Genomic DNA, 23,963 nt, shown 5'->3' on the forward strand with positions numbered 1-23,963 from the left:
GGTTTCATACAGTACCTTCTATCGAATGATTCTTATATAATATTTTCAGTAATACTGGTGTTAAAACACTGGAAATAATGATCAGTAAAATAACAGATGTAAACAAAACGGAATCCATTAATCCAACCGACAAGCCTTTCTGAGCAACAATCAGTGCCACTTCTCCTCTTGTCATCATACCAACACCAATTCTCAAAGAGTCTTTATTTGAAAAACCACAGATTTTAGACATCAGTCCACAACCGATAATTTTCGATAATAAGGCCACAATGATAAAGGCAATGGTAAACAGAATGATTGATATGGAAATGTGATCGATCTGTGTCTTTAAACCGATACTGGCAAAGAATACCGGTCCAAAAAACATATAGTTTGAAATTTCCATCTTTCGATCAATATAAGAACTATCATCAATGTTGCATAAAATAATACCGGCTAAAAAAGCCCCTGTAATATCCGCAATGCCAAATACTTCTTCGGCAACATAAGCCATGATCAGACACAATGCCAATCCAAAGATAGGAATTCGTCTTGTGTGTGGACTTTCTTTATCAATTTTTTTAAAGAATCGATAAATAATGACTCCCAATCCAAAACTTAAAATAAAGAATAAAGCGGTATTTAATAAAACCGTTGAAGGTTTCACACTGGGATCTTTAAATCCAATTAAAACCGTCAATACAATGATTCCAATGACATCATCTATAATCGCCGCTGAAACAATAGTCGTTCCTGTTTTTCCATTAAGTTTTCCCAATTCTTTTAATGTCTGTACCGTAATGCTGACAGAGGTAGCGGTCATGATACATCCAATAAAAACATTGGAGAAAAATTCCAGGCTTCCAATTGGTGCAAATCCATTGAAACAGAAAGACATCAAAGCACCTAAAATCAAAGGGACAAAAACACCCGCACAGGCAATCGCAAAGGCTTTCGGTCCTGTTTCAACCAGTTCGTGTAAATCACTTTCCAATCCAGCTGAAAACATTAATAAAATGACACCAATTTCGGCCATTTGGCTTAAAAAATCCGTTGGCTGAACCCAGCCTAAAACACTTGGCCCAATCAGTAGACCCGCAATGATTTCACCAGCAACCTGAGGAATCTTACATTTTCTTGCACAGATTCCACAAAGTTTAGCCATTACAACAATAATTGCTAAATCTCTTAAAATATTGTAATCCATACTCTCACCTACCTAGAAAATAGTAGTCCAATTAAAAAAAAAGTCAAATAAAATAAGAATTAGTTTTCATTAAGATATGAAAATAATTCTTTGGATAATTTAATTTTTGATGGCAAAGAGTTTTCAAATTGAATGTTTCCTCCTGAATCATTCAATAAATTTCTATTCATTAATATATCTTTTAGATGACGTGCCGTTCCTAGGTTTCCATCAATGATGGAAATATCGGGAAACATTGTTTCTAAATCGTTTCTGAAAAAGACAAAATGCGTACATCCTAAAACCAGACTGTCTATTTTTTTATCAGGTAAATAAGATTTTAATGTTTCATTTATTAAATTCTGATTATGAATCTGATTTTCTTCTACTAAACGAACCAGTTTTGGACAAGGTATCTTATGTATTTGATGGTCTTGTTCAAATAAAGACATTAAATCCACAAACTTTTTTTCTTTTAATGTAAAATCTGTTGCCCATACTACAATTTTCTGATGACTTCCCTTTTGACAGGCTACTTTTAAAGCAGGTTCCATACCAATAATGGGAATATCATACATTTCTCTTAAAAGATTGACACAGGCTGAAGTAGCCGTATTACAGGCTATCACAATCGCTTTTACATCCAAAGAAATCAGATCATTGCAGATTTGAATGCATCTTTCTGTGATTTCTTCTTTAGTTTTGGTTCCATACGGATTGTATTTTGAATCTCCAAAAAAGATATAATTCTCATTTGGAAGCAATTCATAAAGTGTATGTAAAACACTGATTCCACCCAATCCAGAATCAAAAATACCAATTGGACTTGAAGAATTCATTTATAAAACCCCTTTCCAATGTATTATATCACATTTTAAAATTCATAGAGTCTATAAAAACAAGAATGATTTCCTGTATGACAGGCTGCACCCACCTGTTTTACTTTTAATAATATAGTATCTTCATCACAATCAATACGGATTTCTTTTACATATTGATAATGGCCACTTGTTTTTCCTTTGATCCATAATTCATTTCTGGATCTGGACCAATAAGTCGCAATTTTTGTTTCTAAAGTCATTTGAAATGCTTCTTCATTCATATAAGCCAGCATTAAAACTTCATTTGTTTCTACATCCTGTACAACAACAGGAACCAATCCATTTCCTTTTTTAAAATCAATTTTCATAAACGTACAGGTATCCCTTCTTTTTCCAGATGTTTTTTCACATCCATTACACTTAATTCTTTATAGTGAAACAAAGAAGCCGCTAGAGCCGCTTCTGCACAGTCTTCTTTAAATACTTCTTCAAAATGATATAAACTTCCACATCCACCTGAAGCAATTACCGGTACATGACAAATATTATGTACAGCCTTTAACATTTCTATATCAAATCCTTTTTTTGTTCCATCGGCATCCATAGAAGTTAATAATATTTCTCCAGCCCCTAAAGAAACGCCTTTTTTCACCCATTCCAGCAAATCGATACCAGTATCTTCTCTTCCACCTCGGACATAAACATTCCATCCACCGTTTTCTCTTTTTTTGGCATCAATGGCAAGAACGATACACTGGCTACCAAACAGTTTGGCTCCCTGAGAAATCACTTCTGGATTTTTAATGGCTGCACTGTTTAAAGAAACTTTATCCGCCCCCGCAAGCAACATCTTACGAATGTCTTCTACAGTTCGAATTCCTCCACCTACAGTAAATGGAATAAAGATTTCTTTTGCGACTTGTTCAACCACTTTAACCATTGTATCTCGCTGTTCATGAGTGGCAGTAATATCCAGAAAAACCAGTTCATCCGCCTGCTGAAGATAATATTCTCTTGCCAGTTGGACGGGATCTCCAACTTCTTTTAATCCTACAAAGTTGATTCCTTTGACAACTTTTCCATTCATCACATCTAAACAGGGAATAATTCGTCTGGTATGCATATTATCCCTCCTTACACAGCTTTAATGCATCTTTAAGATCCAATGATTTTGTATACATCGCTTTCCCAGTAATGGCTCCATATAAATCCAATTCTTTTAATGATTGTATATGAGATAGATCTTTGATGCCACCAGATGCGATTATGTTACAGTTCACATTTTCTTTTAATTCTTTCAACATTTCTAAGTTTGGACCCTGCAATGTGCCATCTTTTGAAATATCAGTAAAAATCAAAGTGGATACCCCCAACGATTCCATTTTTCTGGCAAAATCAATATAATGTATATGACTATTCTCCAGCCATCCATTTACACAAACCATTCCATCTTTACAATCAATGCCTACTGCAATTTTATCTTTGTATTTTTGAATGGCTTCCTTTAACAGATTTTCATTTTCTATAGCTGCGGTTCCTAAAATAATACGTGAAATTCCATTATCTAAATAAAAGGAAATATCTTCCATGTTTCGAATTCCACCTCCTACTTCAATAGGAATTGAAACCTGTTTTGAGACCTGACAAATCAGTTTCGCATTTTCTTTTTTACCTGATTTTGCTCCATCCAGATCCACACAATGGATCCATTTTGCTCCCTGTGATTCAAAAGCCTGAGCAATTTCCAGTACCGAATGCCCCACTTCTTCTTTTTTACTGTAGTCTCCCTGGTACAATCGTACCGGTTTTTTTTCAATGATATCTATTGCCGGAATAATTATCATACAAAGTCCTCCACAAAATATTTAAGTATTTTCAATCCATCTTCTGCACTTTTTTCAGGATGAAACTGACATCCCAATACATTTTTATGCTGCACAAGTCCACATATTTTTAAGTCCCCATAGACGGAATATCCAATCAAATCTTTATCCTCATAATCTTGTGCATAGTAAGAATGAACAAAATAGACATAAGGTTCATGTCCTAAAATAGAATATATGTCATGATCCTGATTTTTTTCCAGCTGATTCCATCCAATATGTGGAATTCTTACATTTAAATCTTCCATCAATTGAATATTTCCTTTAATAAAGCCAAATCCCTGACAATATTCCATTTCCGTACTGTATTCAAATAAAGCCTGCATTCCTAAACAGATTCCTAATAATGGTTTTCCATTGTTTACACTATCTTTAATATAATCAAATAAATCCATTTTTTTTAAATTAGAGATACAATCTGGAAAAGCTCCAACTCCTGGTAAGATCCATTTCTGGCATTGATCCAATACTTCCTTCTGACTGGTGATAACACAATCCACTTTTAATTTATGCAGGGCATTTTCAACGCTTCTTAAATTCCCCATTCCATAATCGATGATCCCAATCATTCAATCACTCCCTTTGAACTTTCGATCCGGTCGGATTCAATTCGGATTGCCTGTTTACAGGAACGTCCAAACGCTTTAAAGATTGCTTCTATTTTATGATGATCGTTTTTTCCATACATCACATTAATATGAAGGGTCATACCACAAGCCATCGCAAAAGCTCTAAAAAATTCTTCAGTCATTTCACAGGAATAATTCCCTATGTTTTCTCTTTCAAACTGTGCATGAAAAACCAGATAAGGTCTTCCTGAAATATCCAGTGTAACCTGACATAATGTTTCATCCATTGGCATTGAAAAGAATCCATATCGGGCAATCCCTTTCTTATCCTGTAAAGCCTGTTTGAAAGCATTTCCTAAAACGATTCCACAATCTTCAATGGTATGATGATCACATACATCTAAATCTCCTTTTGCGATTAATTTCAGGTCAATATGAGAATGAAATGAAAATAAACTTAACATATGATCAAAAAATCCAATTCCTGTATTGATTTCATGAATTCCATTTCCATCTAAATTCATTTGACAATAAATAGATGTTTCTTTTGTTTCTCTTCTGATTTCAGCTTTTCTCATAGAATCTCCTTTTCAAACTGTTTTAAAACTTCAAATACTTTCTGATTTTCTTCTTTATTTCCAATGGTAATACGTACATAATCTTTATCTGGATAGGTACGTATGACAATATGGCTGTCTTCAAACAACTGTTTTAATAAAGATATATTTGAACTGTATACCAGTATAAAATTTGCATGAGAAGGTATCAATTCAATTCCCTTAAATTTCTGTTTCAACAATTCATCTCGATCACAACAGATTGGTTTTACTCTTTTTAAGGCATCTTCTATATAATTTAGAGCATGAACCGCAATTTTCTGAGATAAAGTATTTAAAGAATATGGCACTTTAATTTTAGATAATGTTTCAATGTTTTTCTGATTTCCAATTAAGAATCCTGTACGAATGGAAGCTAAACCAAATACTTTTGATAAAGTTCGAGTGATATAAAAATGTTCATACTGGTTAATATAAGGAAGCATACTTTCCTGTGCAAATTCAATATACGCTTCATCATCGACAAAAGGAATATCTTTAAAAGCTTCTACAATTTTTAACATGTCTTCATTTTTCAGATAATGACCTGTAGGATTGTTTGGATTGGAAAAGATAATAAAATCAACATGATTTTTCTTGCCCATTTTAATAAATTGATCCACATCAAACGATCCATCTTTTTCACACGGAAATTTTAATATCTTTGCATCGTATCTGGATGCATAATAATCATACATTCCAAAATCTGGACTTAAAGTATAAAGTGTTTTTCCGCTGGATAAGTAATAACTCATAATCAGATCTAACATCTGGTCGGATCCATTACCACATAAAATCTTATTTTCATCAAATTGAATGTATTTCCCATAGGCTTTTCTTAATTCTAAACAATCGTTATCCGGATAACGATTGAAATCAATGGTATCGATCAAAGCTTTAATATCTTTTTTTAAAGCTTCATTGATATTGTCACTGACTTCATTGGCATTCAATAAAATGCCATCCTGTTTATGAGCCGTATATGATTCAATCTGTTTCATGATTCATTCTCACTTTCGCTGCATTGGCATGGGCATCCAGATTTTCCTGTTTTGCCATTGATACGATATATTTTCCATAAGATTCAATAGCTTCTTTTGTATAATACAGATAGCTTGATTTTTTAATAAAGCTATCCACACCTAAAGCAGAAGAAAAACGAGCGGTACCACTGGTTGGAAGAACATGATTGGTTCCTCCAAAATAATCTCCAATGCTTTCACAAGTGTAATATCCCATAAATACCGATCCAGCATTGATTATTTTTGACAGATAGCGCATAGGATCTTCTGTCATCAGTTCTAAGTGTTCTGGTGCAATCGCATTACTGATTTCAATGCATTCTTCTATTGAATCACAAACAATGGCTTTTCCATAATTTTGTAAAGACTGTTCAATGATTTCTTTTTTCGGCAGTACGTCACTTTGTTTCTTTAATTCAAGATTGACCTGATTCAATAAATCTTCTGATAGACACAATAAAATGCTGCTGGCCATCGGATCGTGTTCTGCCTGTGATAACAGATCGGCTGCTAAATATTCTGGATTGGCTTTGTCATCGGCAATTACCAAGATTTCACTTGGTCCAGCGATCATATCAATATCCACTTTTCCATAAACCAATTTTTTGCTGGCTGCCACATAAATGTTCCCAGGTCCTACAATTTTATCCACACCCGGAATGCTCTTAGTACCATAGGCTAAAGCCGCTATAGCCTGAGCTCCACCGATCTTATAAATTTCAGTGACTCCAGCCAGTTTAGCCGCATAGGCAATATTGGGATGAATGGAGCCCTCTTTTGAAGGAGGTGTTACCATTACAATTCGTTTGACACCGGCAACATGAGCTGGAATGGCATTCATTAAAACAGAACTTGGATATTGTGCTCTTCCGCCTGGAACATAGATTCCAACGGATTCTAGAGGTAGAACTCTTTGTCCTAAATAAATTCCTTTTTCTTTCTGAAGAAGATAACTGTTCTGTTTTTGTGCCTGATGAAAATAAACGATATTGTCTTTGGCTTTTTTCATGCTTTCACAAAAAAGCGGATCGCATTTTAATATCGCCTGATCAATTTCTTCTTGTGTTACTTTAAAAGAATCTATATCGATTCCATCAAACTGTTTTGTATATTTTTTACAGGCTTCATCTCCATTCATTCGAACATCTTCAATAATTTTGGATGCACGAATCAGGATATCACTGGAAATTTCCTGATTTCTTGAATTCAAATAATTCATTAATTCTTTTGTATCTTTTTTATTGATCTGACAAAGCATTTTTCTTCACCATACTTTCTAAATCGGAAATCACTTTCATAACTTCTTCTTTTTTTAATTTATAACTGGCTTTATTCACAATCACACGAGCACTGATATCACATACCGTATCCAGTACCACCAGACCATTTTCTTTCAAGGTCGTTCCTGTTTCCATAATATCTACAATTCCATCGCATAAACCTAAAATAGGCGCCAGTTCGACCGATCCATCAATTTTAATAATTTCAACATCCATTCCTTTTTTCAGAAAATAGTTTTTGGCAACTTCTGGATATTTGGTTCCAATTTTAATATGTCCAACTTTTGAAAATAAATGAATTTCTGGTAAAGAGGCTACAATGAATTTACATTTTCCAATTTCAAGATCCAGCATTTCATAATAGTCTTTTCCACCTTCCAGTAAAGTGTCTTTTCCAACGACTCCAATATCGGCAACTCCATGTTCCACATAAGTTATACAGTCATTGGATTTTACTAAAAAATATTGAATATCATAAACAGAATCTGGAAATACCAGCGCTCTTCCTTTATTTTTCAGGCTTTCAATACCATAACCACACTCTTCTAACATTCCTACTGTCTGTTTTTCAAGTCGGCCTTTTGTCAAAGCTATGGATAAACTCATCGTATTTCCTCCTTAATTATTATTTCATCCTGGTCGTATTCTTTACATTCTACACAGGAATACTCATTTCTTAATTCACGAGCTTTCATATAAGCTTCAATCTGTTTGGATGCAGGATAATAAATCACCATTTTTGTCTGTGATTCCAACTGAATCACATCCAGCAAATAATCCAGTTTTACAGAAAATCCACAAGCCGGATATTCATCGGTAAATTTTTCCAGTAAATGATCGTATCTTCCTCCATTTAAAACCGATGTTCCCACCCCTGCTACATATCCTTCAAAGATGATTCCTGTATAATATTTATAATGAGGAACTTTTCCTAAGTCATAGGTAATATGATGATGGACACCCATTTTCTCTAACATATGATTCAATTCTTTTAAATAAAGAATGACTTCTCTAATTTCATCATTAAAACTTAAATCATAGGCTTCATCTAATATGGAAGCATCCCCTGATAAAAATGGAAGTTTCATAAAGAAATCATAAGCTTTTTTATCCACTTTACTTTCGATTAAGAATTCTTTTAATTCCACCATACTTTTAGAATTGATCAGATCGCTTAATTTTTGAGAAGACAGATTGAAATAAGAACTGGCTTTTTTAAAGAAATTTACATTGCCAATTTCAAGTGTATAGGAACATTGCAGGCTTTCCATTACATCAATGGCACACAACAATACTTCCAGGTCGCTATTTTTTAAGCCAATGCATTCAATTCCACAATCGGTTACTTCACTTTGTTTTCCTCTGAATTTCTGGCGAACTTTAAACACATTGGATGTATATCGAAACCGATAAGGAGGTTTGATGTCTTTAAATTTTGTTGCACAGACTCGAGCAATGGGTACGGTCATATCGCTTCTTAAAGTTAATATTCTTCCATTCTGATCAAAAAATTTATATTTATCTTCTTCAATGATATTCTGATAGGCATTTGAATAAGTTGAATAAAATTCAATGGTTGGACTCATAACTTCCTGATATCCATATGAATCAAAAATCGATTCTATTTTAGATTGAAGCCACCTTTTTTTACGACACTGGTCTAATATTAAATCTCTCATTCCTTCAGGTATTTGTATCTGTTCCATATATTCCTCCTGTATAAACAAAAAAAACTTTCATCCAAAGGACGAAAGTTAACTTACGTGGTACCACCTTATTTTGTGTAAAACACCTCAAACCTCTAACGCGGGATCACGTTATAAACTACTCTAGTTCATTTATACTGCTCCAAGATGTGTTCAAATAATTTGTTTCTTCTTTTCCACCAGCCAAGAAGTCTCTATTAAACATCCTTATTTTACTATTTCTTTTCTTTGCATTTGATATATTTTGTATTATATCGATTTTTAAAAAATTGTCAAACAAAAGTATACAAATGTATTTAGAAAATGAACAGTCTATTCAGATTTTAAATCTTCTCTTACCAGTTTTTCAACCAGATCCAATTCAACTACATCATACTGGTTGGTATTGTCTATATAACTATAAGAAACAGAATCATTGGAAGTTGTAGGATCAATGCGATATCCTTTACAGGAAGAATGAACCTGTTTAATTTTTGTATAATTTTTCATTTCCTGAATATTCTTATGATTCATTCCAGAACCTGCCAGAATTTCGATCTGTTGGCCATATTTTTCCTGCAGATCTTTGATCAGTTCCATCCCCTGCATAGCTTTTGATTTTTGTCCGCTTGTCAGAATACGATCGCATTTTAAATTAATTAATGTTTCAATGGCCTGATAAGGATCTTTAGTGATATCAAAGGCTCTATGAAAAACCGCTTCTTTGTGATAAGAATGAATCAGATTGATCATTTGTCTAGTTGCCTTTTCATAAATGGTTCCATCTTCATTTAAAAAACCAAAAGCAATTCCATCGGCTCCATTTTCCAATAAAAGCTTTGCCTGTTCTAACATCAGTTCTATATCTTCTTTATCATAACAGAATCCAGCGGCACGTATACGCACCATACAGATTACTTTCAGACAGGTCTCTTTTTTTACCCGTTTTAAAGTAGCTATAGAAGGAGTCAATCCTCCAACACTTAATGCACTGTTTAATTCAACTCTTTGTGCTCCACCTTTATAAGCGGTTATACAATCCTGATACGATCCGGCACATATTTCAATCACAAATTCCACCTACTCTCAATATACTTAATGCATATATTTTCGCATTTAAAATCAAATCTTTACGATCCATCCATTCATTGGGATTGTGTCCAATTCCTTTTTGTCCTGGAAAGCTTGGCCCAAATGGAACAATGTTTGGCATACATTTGGCATACGTTCCCCCTGTTGTCGTAACTGGAGTTCCATCCAATCCAGTTACCTTTTCATAAGTCTCTTTTAAAGTTTGACATAAAAACCCTTTTTTATCAAATCGTACTGGATCATAATTCTGAATGCATCTTACCTGCAGTGGTTTTTTACATTTATTTAAGATGTGTTGTTTTATTTCTTCATTTGTGATTGAAGCTGGATAACTTAAAGTGAATTCAAAACAAAGTTCCCGATCCTATATTTTACATTTCTTATTTTTTAACTGCATTTTTCCAAATTCTAAATCGTCTATATCCAATTCCAGCTTATCAGCATATTCATTGCTGGATAAAATATATTTATTCACAAATTCATTGAATTCATTTGAATATTGTTTTTCACAATATATTTGATAAACTGCCCTTCCTCTTTCTACATACACAACTGGATATTTACAATCTGGAGTCCAACCCATAATTGGTGGTTTTCTAACTTTTAAATAATGGTGAAGATCCTGGAATCCAGTCTCTTCATTGGTTCCAAATAGAATATAAATAGGGTGTTTCAACGAAATGCCACATTCTTTAATAGCATATAATGTATATAAATTTGCCAGAATAGGACCTTTATTATCCAGTATGCCTCGAGCATAGATTCTTCCCTTTTCGTCTTCATAACAGGAAAAGGGATCGTGGTCCAGCCTTCTCCAGTTTCAAATACATCCAGATGGCCCATAATTCCAATGTAGTCATCCCCTTTTCCATATTTTGCGATTCCAACCATATGATCTACATTTTCTGTTTCAAATCCAAGACTTCTTGCCAATGACAATGTCGCATTTAAACAATCATCAATATCTTTTCCAAAGGGATAGGTTAAAGAACTTTCTGTTAGAACACTTTTTATTTTTGTGATAGATTTGATTCCATCAATCATTTCATTGGCTATTTCATCTATTTTCTGTAAAACAATTTCTTCCATAAATACACTACTTTCGAATTAATGGAGCCGTTCGGCTAGCCATATAATGATCCATCCATTCTTTTGATGCAGGTTCAAAATACTGTTTTCCTTTTTCATCAAATTTTACTAAATAGACAGTGGGCTTCTCTTTTTCTGTACAAACCGCAAAGGAAAACCCTTCAATATTCGTTGCACATCCCCATTCTCCTTTATTATTCATAGCAATCAATGACATATCTCCAGCTTTTCCTCTTCTTTGTCTTAATTCTGTATCAAAGTCTTTAACAGCTTTTTCACCCAAACCAGTTGCACTGGCACCTCCTACTTTTGAATCCACATAAAAACCAGATCCGGATACTGGGGAATCTCCCACTCTTCCAGGATGTTTCATAAACAAACCACTTGTGCTGGTAGCACTTGTCATAGATCCAAAAGAATTCAGACAGACCATACCAACTGTATCGTGTCCAGAATAAGGCTTTAATTCACGATTTTAACTGGTTTCCACTACGCGATTATGATAATGGATCTTAGCTCGTTCTGTCAGCATATTTTTTCTTTCAAATCCATGTCAATGAGCAAACTTTTCGGCCCCTTGTCCAACCAAAAAGTTATTTACTGGATAAGTAGACAGTTTTCTTGCGATGGATACCGGATTGGCAAAATCTTTAATGGCTCCTACACACCCTACATCTAACGTGTCTCCATCCATAAAGGCTGCATCCAGTTCCACTTCCATATCTTCATTGGGTAAACCACCATAGCCTACACTTTTATAAAATTCAAAATCTTCTACAGCTTTTATCGCTGTTTCAATTGCATCCTTAGCATTTTCTTTCTCTTTCAGCATGGCATCTGCCTCTGTAATTCCTTCCAGTGCCATTCTCCATGTTGCGATGATTCCGTACATATATCCTCCTTTAAAATAAAAGAGCTGTATCGGCTGCAACAATAAAACCAAGTTCATGTGCTTTTGAAACAAATTGTTTAAACTCTTTCACAATTTCTTCTTTTGGCTTTTTGACTGACAATAAACAAGTAAAAATTCTAGAATATCCATACTTTGAAGCCAATTCCATGTAAGCTGAATCTTTTTCAAAAGTAGAATGTTCCGGATAAACGGAAATGCCTAATCTGTGCATATTATAACCTCATTTCTATATCTCGATTATAATCTGAAAATTAGTACAAAATAATTAGACGGTTTCCTGACATTAGGAAACTATAATAAAAGCCTGAAAATCAATTCAGGCTAATATTTTCTATTTTCTTTTTTTCAGTAAGCATACAATGGAAACAATACTGATCAGCATCATAAATCCATATCTGGATGAATTTGTGATGGTTGACGTATTTACCTGTTTTTTATTTGTTTTATTTTCTGTCTTATTTTTATTAATTTCCTCTTTTTGATATGTGATCGTAAATGTTTCTTCTTTTGTGATATTTAAATCCACTGTTGGAAGTACATCCCATTTTCCATCTTTGTATCCTTTATCCGCTTTTGAAGAAGGAATCTGAGCCTGATTTAAATGACCCACTCCACTTTGTGACCAGTTTCCATTTTCATCATATAAAGTCACATAAGTATAATCAAAAGATACAATTCCATTTACCGCTTTAAAATTCACACGTACCTGGTATTTGTCTGGAATGCCATCGGATTGTTCAGGATTACCTGGAATCGTACTATGAACATCTTTTTCATAATATACTTTTATAATTCCTTCATTTTTAATTGTATCTGGTATTACAGATGGATCTGTATAATCGAAAGCATATCCGTTATATTTATTCGTCGTATTTATAGAATTCTTATCTACGGTTAATGTATTAGACTTTGATAACACCCAGACAGATTCTGTAACTGTATCGGTATCGCTTAATACTCCATCTTTATAATATTCCACTGTATAAGATAAATCTTTTGTCTGTGAATCATCTTTACTATAATACAATGAAATAACTCCCTGGTTATTTATTGTTTCTGCTTTTCCATTGGCAGAAATGGAATCGTATTTATACCCTTTAATAGTTAAAGGTTGAATGCTTTCTCCTGTTACAGTTAGAATTTGTGGATCATTTACCCATACATTTTGCGTAACCTTAGTTGTTTTAAAGACATCCATAGAATCCATTAGAATATGATTTACTGTATAAGAAAGTGTATTTACCGCTGCATCATCTTTTATACATGTATAAGTATAAGTGGTATTTTCTTTAACAATTGTTGTAATCGTTGGAGTGATATCCCAGCTGCCTTCCTTATAACCTGTATTTGGTTCTGGTTTCGGAATATTAGACAATTTTGTTTCAATTGAAGTCCAATTACCATTATTGTCTTTTTGTGCAATCACATAAGTCTGAACGATGCTTTCTTTTCCATCAAATGTACCATTGATCACATTATAAGTAATAGTTACTTCATATTTGTCCGGTATCCCATTTTTATTTTCATCTTTTGCGTAATATACATTGATCACATTTTTCGATTCATCTACACCGATTGCCAATGGAAGACCCTGTACTCGATCAAGAGTATATCCATCCTTACATTTATCTATGTATTCATTAATAGTTAAACCATACGTTGCACTGGATGAAATGGTTTCAGACAAATTTCCATCATAATAGTAATTTACAGAATAATTAATGGAAGCCGGAACATAGTGCCCATAATAAGTTTCATTTGTTGTGATTTGTGTAGAATCAAAATTTACTTTTTGTGTAAATTGTTCATCTAAATACCATCCATCAAAGACATATCCAGAAATATTTGACATCGATGGTTGAGATATAGAAGATCTTAATGTATTCTTATCCATCAATTCTGGATTTTTTGCCAGTACAAAATTCGTCTGGTTTACTGGCTGGTAATAAAATGAAACCTGCACTTTTGTTTCTGAAAACATAACCGCATGTCCATCCACATGATAGGTTTTGGTTCCATTCGGTACAAAATCACCTTGTTGATTGTATCCTCTATTGGCCCCATCAGCGACAATCACATAATCCCATACAATGTAATAGGTGTATGGTCTTTGAATGGTTTGAGCATTGGCATCGTAAGTATATGATTTTCCATCTAAACCAGTAATCGTTGGATAACTGGATGGATAAGCAGTTACAGAACCAATTGGATATTTTGTATTGATGGTTTGGGTAGATGGATCAGATAGATTCACATTTCCAGTACTTGAAATCCCATACCATAATTCATCCGGTGTTTTATTTGATCCCGCTGTTTCTCCTGGTTTTAAAATATAAAAATAAGCCTTTTGTTCCGATATAGAATCTTCTGTATCTGGAATCAATGTATAGGGACTGATTTCATTCTGATTTAAATCTTCTGTATCTGATAAATTTGAATCCTCTTCTATGTCTTCTTCCTGATCTTCTATAACCTCTTCATTCTCTTCTTCTGGATTTTCTAAAATATTATTGTTCTGTTCATTCTCCTGTGTTTCTAATTGTTCATTTGCGTAAACTGGAATTTGATATCCTATTGTTGAAAATCCTAAAAACAGGCTCATCAAAATTCCGATTAATTTATTATTCTTTTTCATAGGTTGCTCCTTTCTTTTATTCATTATAAAACAATACATTTTATATTTCACATAATACGGAAACGTTAATTATTACATTTATATTGTTATAATTGTATATTAAAAGCCGGTTTTTAAATCTCCGGCTAAATTATTGTATCTTCATACAGTTTCCATAATGTTTCATTCATATAATCTCTTTTAATTGTTGGATTTTTAAAGACTCTTCCATTAAATACAACTGTATTGATATTTCGTAAAGCTTTTAGATCCTCTGCTGGATTTTCATCCAGTATTAAAAAATCTGCATATTTTCCAGGTTCTACAGTACCTGTAAGATTGTCTATATTTAATAATTTGGCATTGTTTTTGGTCGCAAGAAATAAAGTATATTCATTGGAAACATTCATATATTTCTGAAAATAGACCAGTTCCCTGTAAAAATCACTATGACAGATAAAAGGTCTTCCTGCATCGTTACCAATTCCTACCGGTATCTGATGATCGATGGCTTTTTTCACATTATCGATGACTCCATTGAATACATATTTTGCATTTTCTTTTACTGAATCAGATATATAAGTGGTTGTATTATCAAAATGTGCATAAGGAATCATTCCGGATAAAATGGATATCAGTTTTGCTCCTTTACGGATATACAACAATAATTCTTCATCATCTGCATAAGAACCATATTCAATAATATCGACGCCATTTTCTAAAGCCAGTTTAATCCCTCTTTTTGTCTGTACGTGAGCTGCAACAGGCAAATGATTTCGATGCGAAACATTTGTGATATATCGAATCAGTTCCGCCGGCATTTCAATATCTTTTAAACGATTATTGGTAGAAGTCCCTGTTACCATAATTTTTACAAAATCAGGTTTTGTCTTCAATAACTTATTTAAAGCCTCTTTACAATCATCCAGCTGGTGTATCTCCATAGGTCCCTGATTGTGCATATATCCATTTTCAACGGTAATAGCCCGATTGGCCACTAACATTCTAGGTCCAATTAGTTTTCCCTGTTTGATTTTATCGCGAATCTGTGAATCAACATCGGATAAACCACCTACGCAACGAATCGTAGTAACGCCTGACATTAATTCTTTATACGCAAAACTTTGACAGATACGGAATCCAATATATCTTCCGATGGGGTTGCTGTTGACAAGTCGAGCAATTTTTGAGTCGGTATTTTTATGATTATATAAACCATCACTGGATAAATGAACATGCATATTTATCAGACCTGGACAAACAAATTTTCCAGTACAGTCAACAATGGTTCCTTCTAAATTGTCCTTATCAATCGAAACAATTTTTTCATTTTCAACAATAATATTTACATTTTTCTGAAGAATCATATTTTCATTTCCATCTAACAGGTTACAATGCGCAAATGTTATCTTCATAAATACCTCATATTTCTTTATACGGCTTTATATCTTTTCTTAATGGTAAAACGACTTTCTGATATTTTGTATTGTTGTACAATGGATGACAATTTCCCGTTACAATTCCCAAATAACACAACTGAAGGATAGAAGATGGCTGTTTCGCCCAATAGGAATGATCATATTTTAAATAAACATCGTTAACATCCACTATATTGACTTTTGAAAAATGAACGACATACAATTGTCCAAATAAAGAATCTATTTCTTCTTTTTGACTCATTACTTTTGATTTATCTAAATAAATCGGATTGTCTACCTGAGTAAATCCATTTTCCTGTTTCATTAACTGAACACCAACTAAATATTTGTCTTCCGTATTTTTATCTGGCAAACATTGTGTAAATAATTGATATACATTATTTTCGTTTAGTTCCATATGCATCCTCTACTTTCTTAATATATGTTAAGACTTCCTCTTTTTGAGCATCCTCTAACATTCTATGATCTATCAACATCACTTGCCCATCGCTTCTATAGAAATAATAGTAATGATAATATTTTCCAGCCTTTATTATGACATCCCATGGATATAAATCAAAACCATATCGGGAACGCAAAGAAATTCCTTCGTCACTGATGGTATAAGTACGAATCAATGTTCCATCTTCCGGAAATTCTTTCTGAATGGATTTTTCCATTTTCTTTTTCAGTCCTTTTTTAGACATATAGAAAAAGAAAATAAAATGAAACACAAAAACAATAGGAACCACAATCGAACCACAGAAAAAGAAAAAGATTCCAAACAAAAGACCTACAAAGGCAACGATCTTATAAATCTTCTGTGATTTCTTATAACGATTGTTTAATTCAATCAATAATTCAATGAAGGCTTCTCTTTCTTCCTGATTAATCACTAGATCCTGTCTGATCATCTTCTTCTCCCTCTTTCTTTTCGTTATCTTTTTTCTTTTTAAATCTTAAAATTGTGATGGATAACCATGTCAGCGACAATAAATTAAATAATGAACTGATCAGTAAAAGCCATACTGGAAACTGATCAATGAAATAAACCAGATCCATATCCAATATTACCAGAATTGAACATACAATCATTATACAAGCAAATAAAAATTGGACAAAATAAAATACGCTTCTTAAAAATTTTAATTGTATAGCCCATTGTAATGAAAAAATTCCAATCAATAAGACAAGAAATCCAATAAACAGATTAAAAATATCACATAGTATTTCACTTTTTATAAATCCAATGCAACCCAATATTAAAATCAGAACTCCAATGGAAAATCCATATTGATTCCACTCTAAATACTGTTTCTTATAAAAGAAATAAAATATCAATAACAGACCAACAACCGCAAACAGTAAAAAAAATATACGACAAATCGTTTCAACATTTAAATTTTCTATACATAATAGACAAAAACAGGAAATAACACTTAATACATTTAAACCAATAATGGTAAGAGTAAAAGAATTTATATTTTTTTTCATAACCACATCTTCGATACAAATACCATTAGAGCCGCCCATGTATAAACCGAATAAAAAATATGATTGTCATCTTTCCCATTTTTTAAAATACGAAGTGCATCTTCAATAGTTAATAGTGAATATCCATCAAACAGTTCACTTCCTTCACATCCATCCGCATTTAAATTCTGTATAGAATCTACTTTCACACAGACTAAAGCATTGGATTCATCGCTCATTCCTGGAGTTGAAAACAACAATGGATTGATAATTGAAATCTGTTCTCTTTTTACATGAATCCCACATTCTTCTTTAATTTCCCTTTGTGCTGTTTCAATCACATCACAATCTTCTTCATCCATTAATCCTGCAGGAACGCCTAATAAAAACTGTCCAGTTGGATATCGGAATTCATGACACAATACCAGTTTTGGTTCTTCCATATTCAGAATTAGAACACAGCTTACCGCATCCGGTCTCATATTCTGAAATTCTTCTGTGTTTTTTAAACATACCAGATTCTCTTTTATTCGTCTGGAAGCATTATAATAATGAGAATTTTCTTTATAATGCATATCATATACATTCATAAATTTGGATTGAAATACGGTTTCAATCTGATTTTCTTTGATATTGAGCTTTTTCATAATAATATGTCCTTTTTCTTATCTATTATACACTAAAAAGAAGAGTTGGTGAACCAAACCAACTCTTCCACAGGCCAGCACTAAAAGTGCCAAAAAAAATATACAATATTTTTTTTAATATCTTATTTTTTAGTCAAACTTTGTCTAGTCCATTTTGAACTGATTTAATCAAACCCGTAAAAGGACATATAATATTTCACCACTTCATTAAATTCTTCATCACTTTTAATTTCTTCAAATGTCATATCCATTCCTTCATTCTGACAGCGATAAATATATAAATCATCCTGTATTTCATCTTCTATGATTTCTGAAACCGATGCATATTGAATGCCATCTTTTTCAAAAACATCCATTAAAGCCACTTCAATGGGTTTTCCTGTTCCATCTATGATCGTATAGGTATCAATCTGTACACTACTCATATATTCCTCCTGTAACTGTATAAAACTTATATTTATTTGTTATAATGAAATGGGTGATGCATATGTTTCCTTTTAAAAAGAAAAAACAAGAACAAATCATATTAAATCCAGAAGATAAACGATTCTGTTTCCATTTCTATGGAAAAGTCCAGGGCGTTGGTTTTCGCTTTGTATGTTCTCAATATGCCCTGCAATATCATTTAACCGGATGGGTCTGTAATGAAAAGGATGGATCCGTCATATTACAGATTCAGGGATGTGTTGATAAAATTCAACAATTGATACAACAATTGCATAAAGATACATATATTCGAATCGAATCGTATGATTTTAAGGAAATCCCTGTTGTGAAAGAATCTGGATTTGTTGCCAAATATTAATTAATCAAATGGAACAATTTCTTTCATTGTTTTGTTTGAAAGAATATGACATCGATTTTCAAAATTCATACAGAATTCATATGGATCTACTTTTGTCAGATCGGTTTCTTCAAAAACATTTCTGGAGAATTTAATGGAGTAAATATATTCATCTTTTAAATCTCCTTCTGAATTTCTTCTTTGCGTATAGGAAGAAATTAAGATTCGTTCTATATCAAAAGACATATTAAAGAAATAAGAACATACAAATACAGCCAATCCAAACACAATCTGAATATAGTCTTCTTTGATCTGTGTCTGGGTTTTCTTTTTCTTCTTCATTTTTCCATCCTGCTGGGTAAAACATTCTTTTGGTATATCTTCTATTTCTGGAAGATCCATATCTACATATAAACAATGTTGTTCTTTATAAAAATCATAATTTATACTGATTTCAAATGGAAGCTGAATGGAAGCCACAAAATCTTCCATCACTTCATTTAAATTTTCTTTATTTAGTAAAGACGACAATACCAGTTTTTTTAATTCCAGCTGTTCTTCCTTACGACTGGATGTTTTTTCAAGGCGATTCCATTCTTTCTGAACCTCTGTTTCATTTAAAACATCACAGGACATAGAAACAATATCGATCAGTTCACTCTCTACAGCTTCTTCTTTTAATTTATCTGGCATATCCAGTAATTTCTGACGATAGGAAATCCCAGTTCCTGGGATGCCTAAATTCCCATACACTCCATTTTTCCCAATGTTTACACTGGCTCCTTTTTTACCCACTGTGACACTGAGACCAGATTTTGATACATTTAATTTTACTCCTTTACAGAGTTTAACTGTTTTACGAAAACGTAATCCCATATAATCTCCTTTAAAAAAGAAAAAGTGGTTTTCACCATCAATTCTTTATTATTTCCTCTACAAAATGTACATTAATTTCTAGCTGATTTGCGATCTGTTCCAGTGTATATCCTTCTTTAGATAAATTTAAGACCGTACAATCCAAATCACATAGATTCAGATTCTGTTTTTCAAACTCATTAAATTTTATATTCTTATCATTTTTATATTTCCGGATCTTTAATTCTTTTAAAAGATTATCTTTTTCTTCTAAAACCAGACCTTTAAAACCAATAGAAGGATGTTTTATAACCATTTTGTTTAAAAAACTCTTTACACTTTCCAAAGTTCCTTCATAAACGGAAACGGATGTAAAAGATAAATAATGAGAAAATAAGAAAATATCATCTTTTAAATTTCCTTCTTTAATCCAAAGATAATCTTCTTTATTATCTTTAAAGAAATTCTTTATACTTTTTATTTCTTCTAAAGAATTATCCCGAAAATCAATACATATATCGCCACTTATCTTCATATTTATTACCTCTTTGTAGATTATACACGAAAAATACAAATTATCAATTTTTTGATAAAGCAATGATTCTATGATACATACTTGGATGATCGTATTCCAGAAATTCAATCAATGGATGTGGATTCACATTGACCAGTTCATCTTTGGATAAATTTTTAAATAATTGAATCAATTCTTTCTGGTATCCTTCTTTAATGACATTTTCATCGGCTTCATATTCTTCTTTTCGCGTAATATAATTTTTATAAACCATCAGAATATAAAAGAAAGGGTCCATGATAAGAGATACAATGTAAAAATAAAGATAATATACAGGATGAACCAGATCAAAGGAAACATCGATCCATTGGATTCCTTTATACAACATTGAAGCATTTGGCAATAACCATACGATAAAAAGAAACATGAATCCTAATGATAGATAGAATATATAATTGTACACTTTCTTTTTATGTTTTAAATGACCTGCTTCATGAGCTAATACTCCTAAACATTCGTTATACGAATTGTCGTTGATAAAATTATCCGCAATTCCAATCATACGATAAAATGGTAATTTTAATACAAATGCGTTTTTTGTCGTACTTTTCTTTGATTCATCATAAACCATAATGTCTTTTACTTTTTTTGGACATCCTTTTAAAAGTCCCTGGATCTGATTTAATAAATATTGGTCTTTTAATGGTTCAAAATGATATTGCTGCTTCAATAATAAAAAGGATAAATAAGAAAAAAGAATAAATATAAGATAGAAACAGAATCCAATTCCAGATACAATCATAAAGGATTGTATATAGGAAATCGAAAAACCATTTGTCCATTTTGAAATATTTTTACAGATAAAAGCAATTCCTGTATAGATCACAAATGAAAAAAACAATTCAAATATCTGATCTAAAAGAAAATCTTTAAAAAATTCTCTTCTTGTCTTTTTATTCATACCAAATTCTTCTTCGATCACAAAGGTCGCATAATATTCACTGATTAAAGATAGAATCAGATCCACTATAAAAAAGAACAGGATACAGATGAATAAAGAGATATAAATAGATTGTATTTTAGATACAATATGAAAAAATGGAGAATATAGAATCAGAAAGATACAGATCAGTTCTATTGTCATTTTTATAAAAGATAAGTTTCTATATTTCTTTTTGTATAAAATAAAATCTTTATATCTTTTTTCATCATAGATATCACTTACCTCTTTAGGAAGTGGCTGTTTTAAAGACTGATTCTGTAATCCATTTAATATCAGTTCCCAAATACTTTTTATCACATAAAACAGACAAATGATTTTTAACATACATCCTCCTAAATTTACCAGTCACTGGACCAGTCTGAACTGGATGAATCCCAGGAATCTGAAAAATCCCAGGAACTGTCATTGTCCCAGTCATCCGAAAAATCCGATGAATCACTGGACCAGTACTGACTGTCTTCAAAATCACTGACTCCAGAACTTGGATCGTACTGATCGGACTGATAATAGGAATCGGCATTGTCCTTTAATTCAGAATCAATCGAATCGGTATAATACCAGTCATCGTATACGTCATCATAATAATACCAGTCATTGTTGACATAATAATATTCATTTCCGTTATAGTGATAGTATCCTCTTGAAGTTGAGGGAGATGCCAGTAAAAACGAAAACAAAAGAATCAGTACTATGGAAATGCTGAAGACTAGAAAAATCGGAAAACGTTTTTTTTCACTCCTGGGCATACCTCTTTGATTTTGATTTCTTTTTTTCTGATTGGAAATTTCAGCACGCAATCTCTGATAGACTTCATTAACCGCATAGGCTTCATCTTTTCCTTCATACCGTATAGCTCTTTGTCCATTGTCTTTATTTTTATAAACAACAAAATTTCCAGTCTGTTCGTCCTGATAAATTCCAATGCAGCGAGCTTCTTTTTTATTTTTCCCAATAAAATAACGTGTTATTTCTTCTGGTGGTAAATTATGGTCTTTATACCATTGTTTAAGTTCTTCAATCGTTTTTGGCTGCGAATTTGAACTTCGTGCTATATGATCATTAGGTGCACAACAGTAAGGACAATTCTTTTCTGTATCATCATAATAATTCCCACAATAGTCACATTTCTTTTTCATGTATTCACCTCTAATCTAAATGATAAATTTTTAAATCCTGGTAAGGCTTTGTCTGAGATATTGATATTTTAATAACTTTTGATCGAAAAGGAACAAATTGTTTATTTAAAATATCAAATGCTTCTTTCAGTTCATTCGAATTTAAATGTCTGATCAGTGTCAAATGAGGAAACAGATTTCCTTTTTTATAATAAGGATGGCAATCTTTTTCCAGAATTGAACTTTGAGCCTTTCTACATATAGTATATAATGAATCATTCATTATAGGAATGAGACATAAATTATTTTTTAGACAGGCAATGGAAACAAATTGTATTTCAAAAGAAGAACAGTCTGGCTCCCATTCAATATTCTGATAGCTGGCAGCTAATGTGATATGAAATGGAATCGTATCCTCTATTTTGATTGATTCACATTTCTTTATCATTGACTGTATATATTCATTTGTGTTTGAATCAAAATAAAGAGAAATACAGTACATCATTCCTCCTTTTTTAACATTCCTAATTTATAATGTTTACGACATAAACTGATATACGATTCATTGGATCCTAAGACAACCTGATCTCCTTCTCGAATAATTCCCAATTTATTATAACGAGCATTACATAAAGCTTTTTTACCACACCAGCAAATCGTTTTAATTTCTTTAATTTCATCACAGATTTCCATCAGTCTTAAAGACCCTGGAAAAAAATTATTCTGAAAATCACTTCTTAATCCATAACAGATGACTGGAACATTATAGAAATCAACAATATCTGAAAGATCATCAATCTGTTCTCTGGTTGCGAATTGGACTTCATCCACAATAATGGCATCATACTTTACAACAGAGCCAGGATCTTTATGATACTGTTCCAGAAAGGAATCCAGCAACTGACAGGAATGAGTCAATCCAATCCTTGAACGAACAATATGCTGTCCATCTCTGGTATCCACTCCTGGTTTTAATAAAACAGGATTCTGATTTCTTTCTTCATAATTGTATAGAACCATTAGGGCATTGGCACTTTTACTTGAACCCATCGCTCCATAATTAAAGATTAGTTTTGCCATTGTATCACTCTTTCTAATAATTTTAAAAGGATTCCATTTTCACAATACTGATCAATAAATCCAATCACAAACTGTTCATTCTTAAAGATATAACTGATATAGGAATACAATTCCGTAAGCGTTAGAGTCTCTATTTCTTTATTTTTTATTAATGAATAGTTTTCAATACAGTTAAAATCCATACATAAAGACTGATATAGATTTTCTTCTAATTTTAAAATATCTGGGTGATAAAAAGGAAAAGAATCTTCATAAGTAACCCATTTATTCTTTTTAATGCATTCTATTCCATTTTTTATACATTCTAAACCCATAAGCCCTCCAAAAAAAAGACGAAAATTCGTC

General features: G+C 32.3%; 31 protein-coding genes, 1 pseudogene and 1 other annotated feature. Of the genes and pseudogenes, 1 reads left to right on the top strand and 31 read right to left on the bottom strand.

Features of this window, described 5'->3' with window-relative positions:
• Positions 1-4 precede the first annotated feature (4 nt).
• The 24 genes and pseudogenes from FYJ50_RS04910 to FYJ50_RS05015 all read right to left on the bottom strand — a co-directional run bounded on the left by FYJ50_RS04910 (position 5) and on the right by FYJ50_RS05015 (position 18,692).
• Positions 5-1,186, bottom strand: a complete 1,182-nt coding sequence (locus tag FYJ50_RS04910; protein ID WP_154459976.1) for a cation:proton antiporter — start codon at positions 1,184-1,186, stop codon at positions 5-7.
• A 59-nt stretch (positions 1,187-1,245) separates the two neighbouring features.
• Positions 1,246-2,004: a glutamate racemase gene (gene murI, locus FYJ50_RS04915; RefSeq protein WP_154459977.1), complete on the bottom strand. Its 759-nt coding sequence runs from the start codon at positions 2,002-2,004 to the stop codon at positions 1,246-1,248.
• A 35-nt stretch (positions 2,005-2,039) separates the two neighbouring features.
• Positions 2,040-2,354 (bottom strand): phosphoribosyl-AMP cyclohydrolase, encoded by a 315-nt coding sequence (hisI, locus tag FYJ50_RS04920; protein ID WP_154459978.1) that lies wholly within the window; start codon positions 2,352-2,354, stop codon positions 2,040-2,042.
• Positions 2,351-3,109 carry an imidazole glycerol phosphate synthase subunit HisF gene (hisF, locus tag FYJ50_RS04925; RefSeq protein ID WP_154459979.1) on the bottom strand — a complete coding sequence of 253 codons (759 nt, stop codon included), beginning with the start codon at positions 3,107-3,109 and terminating at the stop codon, positions 2,351-2,353. Before hisF ends, hisI begins: the two co-directional genes overlap by 4 nt.
• Before the next feature lies 1 nt (position 3,110).
• The gene (gene hisA / locus FYJ50_RS04930; RefSeq protein ID WP_154459980.1) at positions 3,111-3,830 is read right to left on the bottom strand and encodes a 1-(5-phosphoribosyl)-5-[(5-phosphoribosylamino)methylideneamino]imidazole-4-carboxamide isomerase; all 720 of its coding nucleotides are present in this window, start codon (positions 3,828-3,830) and stop codon (positions 3,111-3,113) included.
• Positions 3,827-4,438 (bottom strand): imidazole glycerol phosphate synthase subunit HisH, encoded by a 612-nt coding sequence (gene hisH, locus FYJ50_RS04935; protein ID WP_154459981.1) that lies wholly within the window; start codon positions 4,436-4,438, stop codon positions 3,827-3,829. Before hisH ends, hisA begins: the two co-directional genes overlap by 4 nt.
• On the bottom strand, positions 4,435-5,016 hold the full coding sequence (gene hisB / locus FYJ50_RS04940; RefSeq protein WP_154459982.1) for an imidazoleglycerol-phosphate dehydratase HisB: 582 nt from the start codon (positions 5,014-5,016) through the stop codon (positions 4,435-4,437). The genes hisH and hisB overlap by 4 nt, the downstream gene beginning before the upstream one ends.
• Entirely contained in the window at positions 5,013-6,035 is a 1,023-nt protein-coding gene (locus FYJ50_RS04945) for a pyridoxal phosphate-dependent aminotransferase (protein ID WP_154459983.1), read from the bottom strand. Before FYJ50_RS04945 ends, hisB begins: the two co-directional genes overlap by 4 nt.
• Positions 6,022-7,314: a histidinol dehydrogenase gene (hisD, locus tag FYJ50_RS04950; protein WP_154459984.1), complete on the bottom strand. Its 1,293-nt coding sequence runs from the start codon at positions 7,312-7,314 to the stop codon at positions 6,022-6,024. Before hisD ends, FYJ50_RS04945 begins: the two co-directional genes overlap by 14 nt.
• Positions 7,295-7,942 carry an ATP phosphoribosyltransferase gene (hisG, locus tag FYJ50_RS04955; RefSeq protein ID WP_154459985.1) on the bottom strand — a complete coding sequence of 216 codons (648 nt, stop codon included), beginning with the start codon at positions 7,940-7,942 and terminating at the stop codon, positions 7,295-7,297. Before hisG ends, hisD begins: the two co-directional genes overlap by 20 nt.
• The gene (hisZ, locus tag FYJ50_RS04960) at positions 7,939-9,042 is read right to left on the bottom strand and encodes an ATP phosphoribosyltransferase regulatory subunit (RefSeq protein WP_154459986.1); all 1,104 of its coding nucleotides are present in this window, start codon (positions 9,040-9,042) and stop codon (positions 7,939-7,941) included. The genes hisG and hisZ overlap by 4 nt, the downstream gene beginning before the upstream one ends.
• 34 nt (positions 9,043-9,076) lie before the next feature.
• Positions 9,077-9,280 (bottom strand) — a binding site (T-box leader).
• 74 nt (positions 9,281-9,354) lie between these two features.
• Complete coding sequence (locus FYJ50_RS04965; protein WP_338082997.1) at positions 9,355-10,092, bottom strand: copper homeostasis protein CutC; 738 nt, start codon at positions 10,090-10,092, stop codon at positions 9,355-9,357.
• Positions 10,085-10,432 carry a M20/M25/M40 family metallo-hydrolase gene (locus FYJ50_RS10725; protein WP_338082999.1) on the bottom strand — a complete coding sequence of 116 codons (348 nt, stop codon included), beginning with the start codon at positions 10,430-10,432 and terminating at the stop codon, positions 10,085-10,087. The genes FYJ50_RS04965 and FYJ50_RS10725 overlap by 8 nt, the downstream gene beginning before the upstream one ends.
• Positions 10,433-10,477: 45 nt before the next feature.
• A complete protein-coding gene (locus FYJ50_RS10730) occupies positions 10,478-10,876 on the bottom strand; it encodes a M20/M25/M40 family metallo-hydrolase (protein WP_338083000.1) in 399 nt (132 codons plus the stop codon).
• A complete protein-coding gene (locus FYJ50_RS10735; RefSeq protein ID WP_268891879.1) occupies positions 10,786-11,202 on the bottom strand; it encodes a zinc-binding metallopeptidase family protein in 417 nt (138 codons plus the stop codon). Before FYJ50_RS10735 ends, FYJ50_RS10730 begins: the two co-directional genes overlap by 91 nt.
• 7 nt (positions 11,203-11,209) lie before the next feature.
• Positions 11,210-12,094, bottom strand: a pseudogene (locus tag FYJ50_RS04975) (glycosylasparaginase).
• 10 nt (positions 12,095-12,104) lie between these two features.
• Entirely contained in the window at positions 12,105-12,326 is a 222-nt protein-coding gene (locus FYJ50_RS04980; RefSeq protein WP_154459987.1) for a MupG family TIM beta-alpha barrel fold protein, read from the bottom strand.
• A gap of 120 nt (positions 12,327-12,446) precedes the next feature.
• Positions 12,447-14,750 (bottom strand): InlB B-repeat-containing protein, encoded by a 2,304-nt coding sequence (locus FYJ50_RS04985; RefSeq protein ID WP_154459988.1) that lies wholly within the window; start codon positions 14,748-14,750, stop codon positions 12,447-12,449.
• Positions 14,751-14,875: 125 nt separating this feature from the next.
• Positions 14,876-16,144 carry an amidohydrolase family protein gene (locus FYJ50_RS04990; RefSeq protein WP_154459989.1) on the bottom strand — a complete coding sequence of 423 codons (1,269 nt, stop codon included), beginning with the start codon at positions 16,142-16,144 and terminating at the stop codon, positions 14,876-14,878.
• A 7-nt stretch (positions 16,145-16,151) separates the two neighbouring features.
• Entirely contained in the window at positions 16,152-16,565 is a 414-nt protein-coding gene (locus FYJ50_RS04995) for a hypothetical protein (RefSeq protein WP_154459990.1), read from the bottom strand.
• Positions 16,546-17,061, bottom strand: a complete 516-nt coding sequence (locus FYJ50_RS05000) for a hypothetical protein (protein ID WP_154459991.1) — start codon at positions 17,059-17,061, stop codon at positions 16,546-16,548. Before FYJ50_RS05000 ends, FYJ50_RS04995 begins: the two co-directional genes overlap by 20 nt.
• A complete protein-coding gene (locus FYJ50_RS05005) occupies positions 17,036-17,641 on the bottom strand; it encodes a hypothetical protein (protein ID WP_154459992.1) in 606 nt (201 codons plus the stop codon). Before FYJ50_RS05005 ends, FYJ50_RS05000 begins: the two co-directional genes overlap by 26 nt.
• Positions 17,638-18,267, bottom strand: coding sequence for an NUDIX hydrolase (locus FYJ50_RS05010; protein ID WP_154459993.1), 630 nt, complete (start codon positions 18,265-18,267; stop codon positions 17,638-17,640). Before FYJ50_RS05010 ends, FYJ50_RS05005 begins: the two co-directional genes overlap by 4 nt.
• Positions 18,268-18,431: 164 nt before the next feature.
• A complete protein-coding gene (locus FYJ50_RS05015; RefSeq protein WP_154459994.1) occupies positions 18,432-18,692 on the bottom strand; it encodes a DUF1292 domain-containing protein in 261 nt (86 codons plus the stop codon).
• Between the two features lie 62 nt (positions 18,693-18,754).
• Between FYJ50_RS05015 and FYJ50_RS05020 the strand changes: the two genes are divergently transcribed.
• Complete coding sequence (locus tag FYJ50_RS05020; protein ID WP_154459995.1) at positions 18,755-19,072, top strand: acylphosphatase; 318 nt, start codon at positions 18,755-18,757, stop codon at positions 19,070-19,072.
• Here the strand turns inward: FYJ50_RS05020 and FYJ50_RS05025 are convergent, their stop codons facing one another.
• From FYJ50_RS05025 to FYJ50_RS05055, 7 genes are read right to left on the bottom strand one after another with little or no spacing between them, the layout of a single operon-like run.
• Entirely contained in the window at positions 19,073-19,927 is an 855-nt protein-coding gene (locus tag FYJ50_RS05025) for a DUF4236 domain-containing protein (protein ID WP_154459996.1), read from the bottom strand.
• 37 nt (positions 19,928-19,964) lie between these two features.
• Positions 19,965-20,441: a hypothetical protein gene (locus FYJ50_RS05030; protein WP_154459997.1), complete on the bottom strand. Its 477-nt coding sequence runs from the start codon at positions 20,439-20,441 to the stop codon at positions 19,965-19,967.
• A 43-nt stretch (positions 20,442-20,484) separates the two neighbouring features.
• Positions 20,485-21,747, bottom strand: coding sequence for a M48 family metalloprotease (locus FYJ50_RS05035; RefSeq protein WP_154459998.1), 1,263 nt, complete (start codon positions 21,745-21,747; stop codon positions 20,485-20,487).
• 14 nt (positions 21,748-21,761) lie between these two features.
• Positions 21,762-22,559: a hypothetical protein gene (locus FYJ50_RS05040; protein ID WP_154459999.1), complete on the bottom strand. Its 798-nt coding sequence runs from the start codon at positions 22,557-22,559 to the stop codon at positions 21,762-21,764.
• Positions 22,560-22,569: 10 nt separating this feature from the next.
• A complete protein-coding gene (locus FYJ50_RS05045; RefSeq protein ID WP_154460000.1) occupies positions 22,570-23,043 on the bottom strand; it encodes a 2'-5' RNA ligase family protein in 474 nt (157 codons plus the stop codon).
• The gene (locus tag FYJ50_RS05050) at positions 23,040-23,618 is read right to left on the bottom strand and encodes a thymidine kinase (RefSeq protein WP_154460001.1); all 579 of its coding nucleotides are present in this window, start codon (positions 23,616-23,618) and stop codon (positions 23,040-23,042) included. The genes FYJ50_RS05045 and FYJ50_RS05050 overlap by 4 nt, the downstream gene beginning before the upstream one ends.
• A complete protein-coding gene (locus FYJ50_RS05055; RefSeq protein ID WP_154460002.1) occupies positions 23,606-23,932 on the bottom strand; it encodes a DUF6508 domain-containing protein in 327 nt (108 codons plus the stop codon). Before FYJ50_RS05055 ends, FYJ50_RS05050 begins: the two co-directional genes overlap by 13 nt.
• Between the last annotated feature and the right edge of the window lie 31 nt (positions 23,933-23,963).

Source organism: Floccifex porci, from assembly GCF_009696175.1.
Classification (GTDB): Bacteria; Bacillota_I; Bacilli_A; order Erysipelotrichales; family Erysipelotrichaceae; genus Floccifex; species Floccifex porci.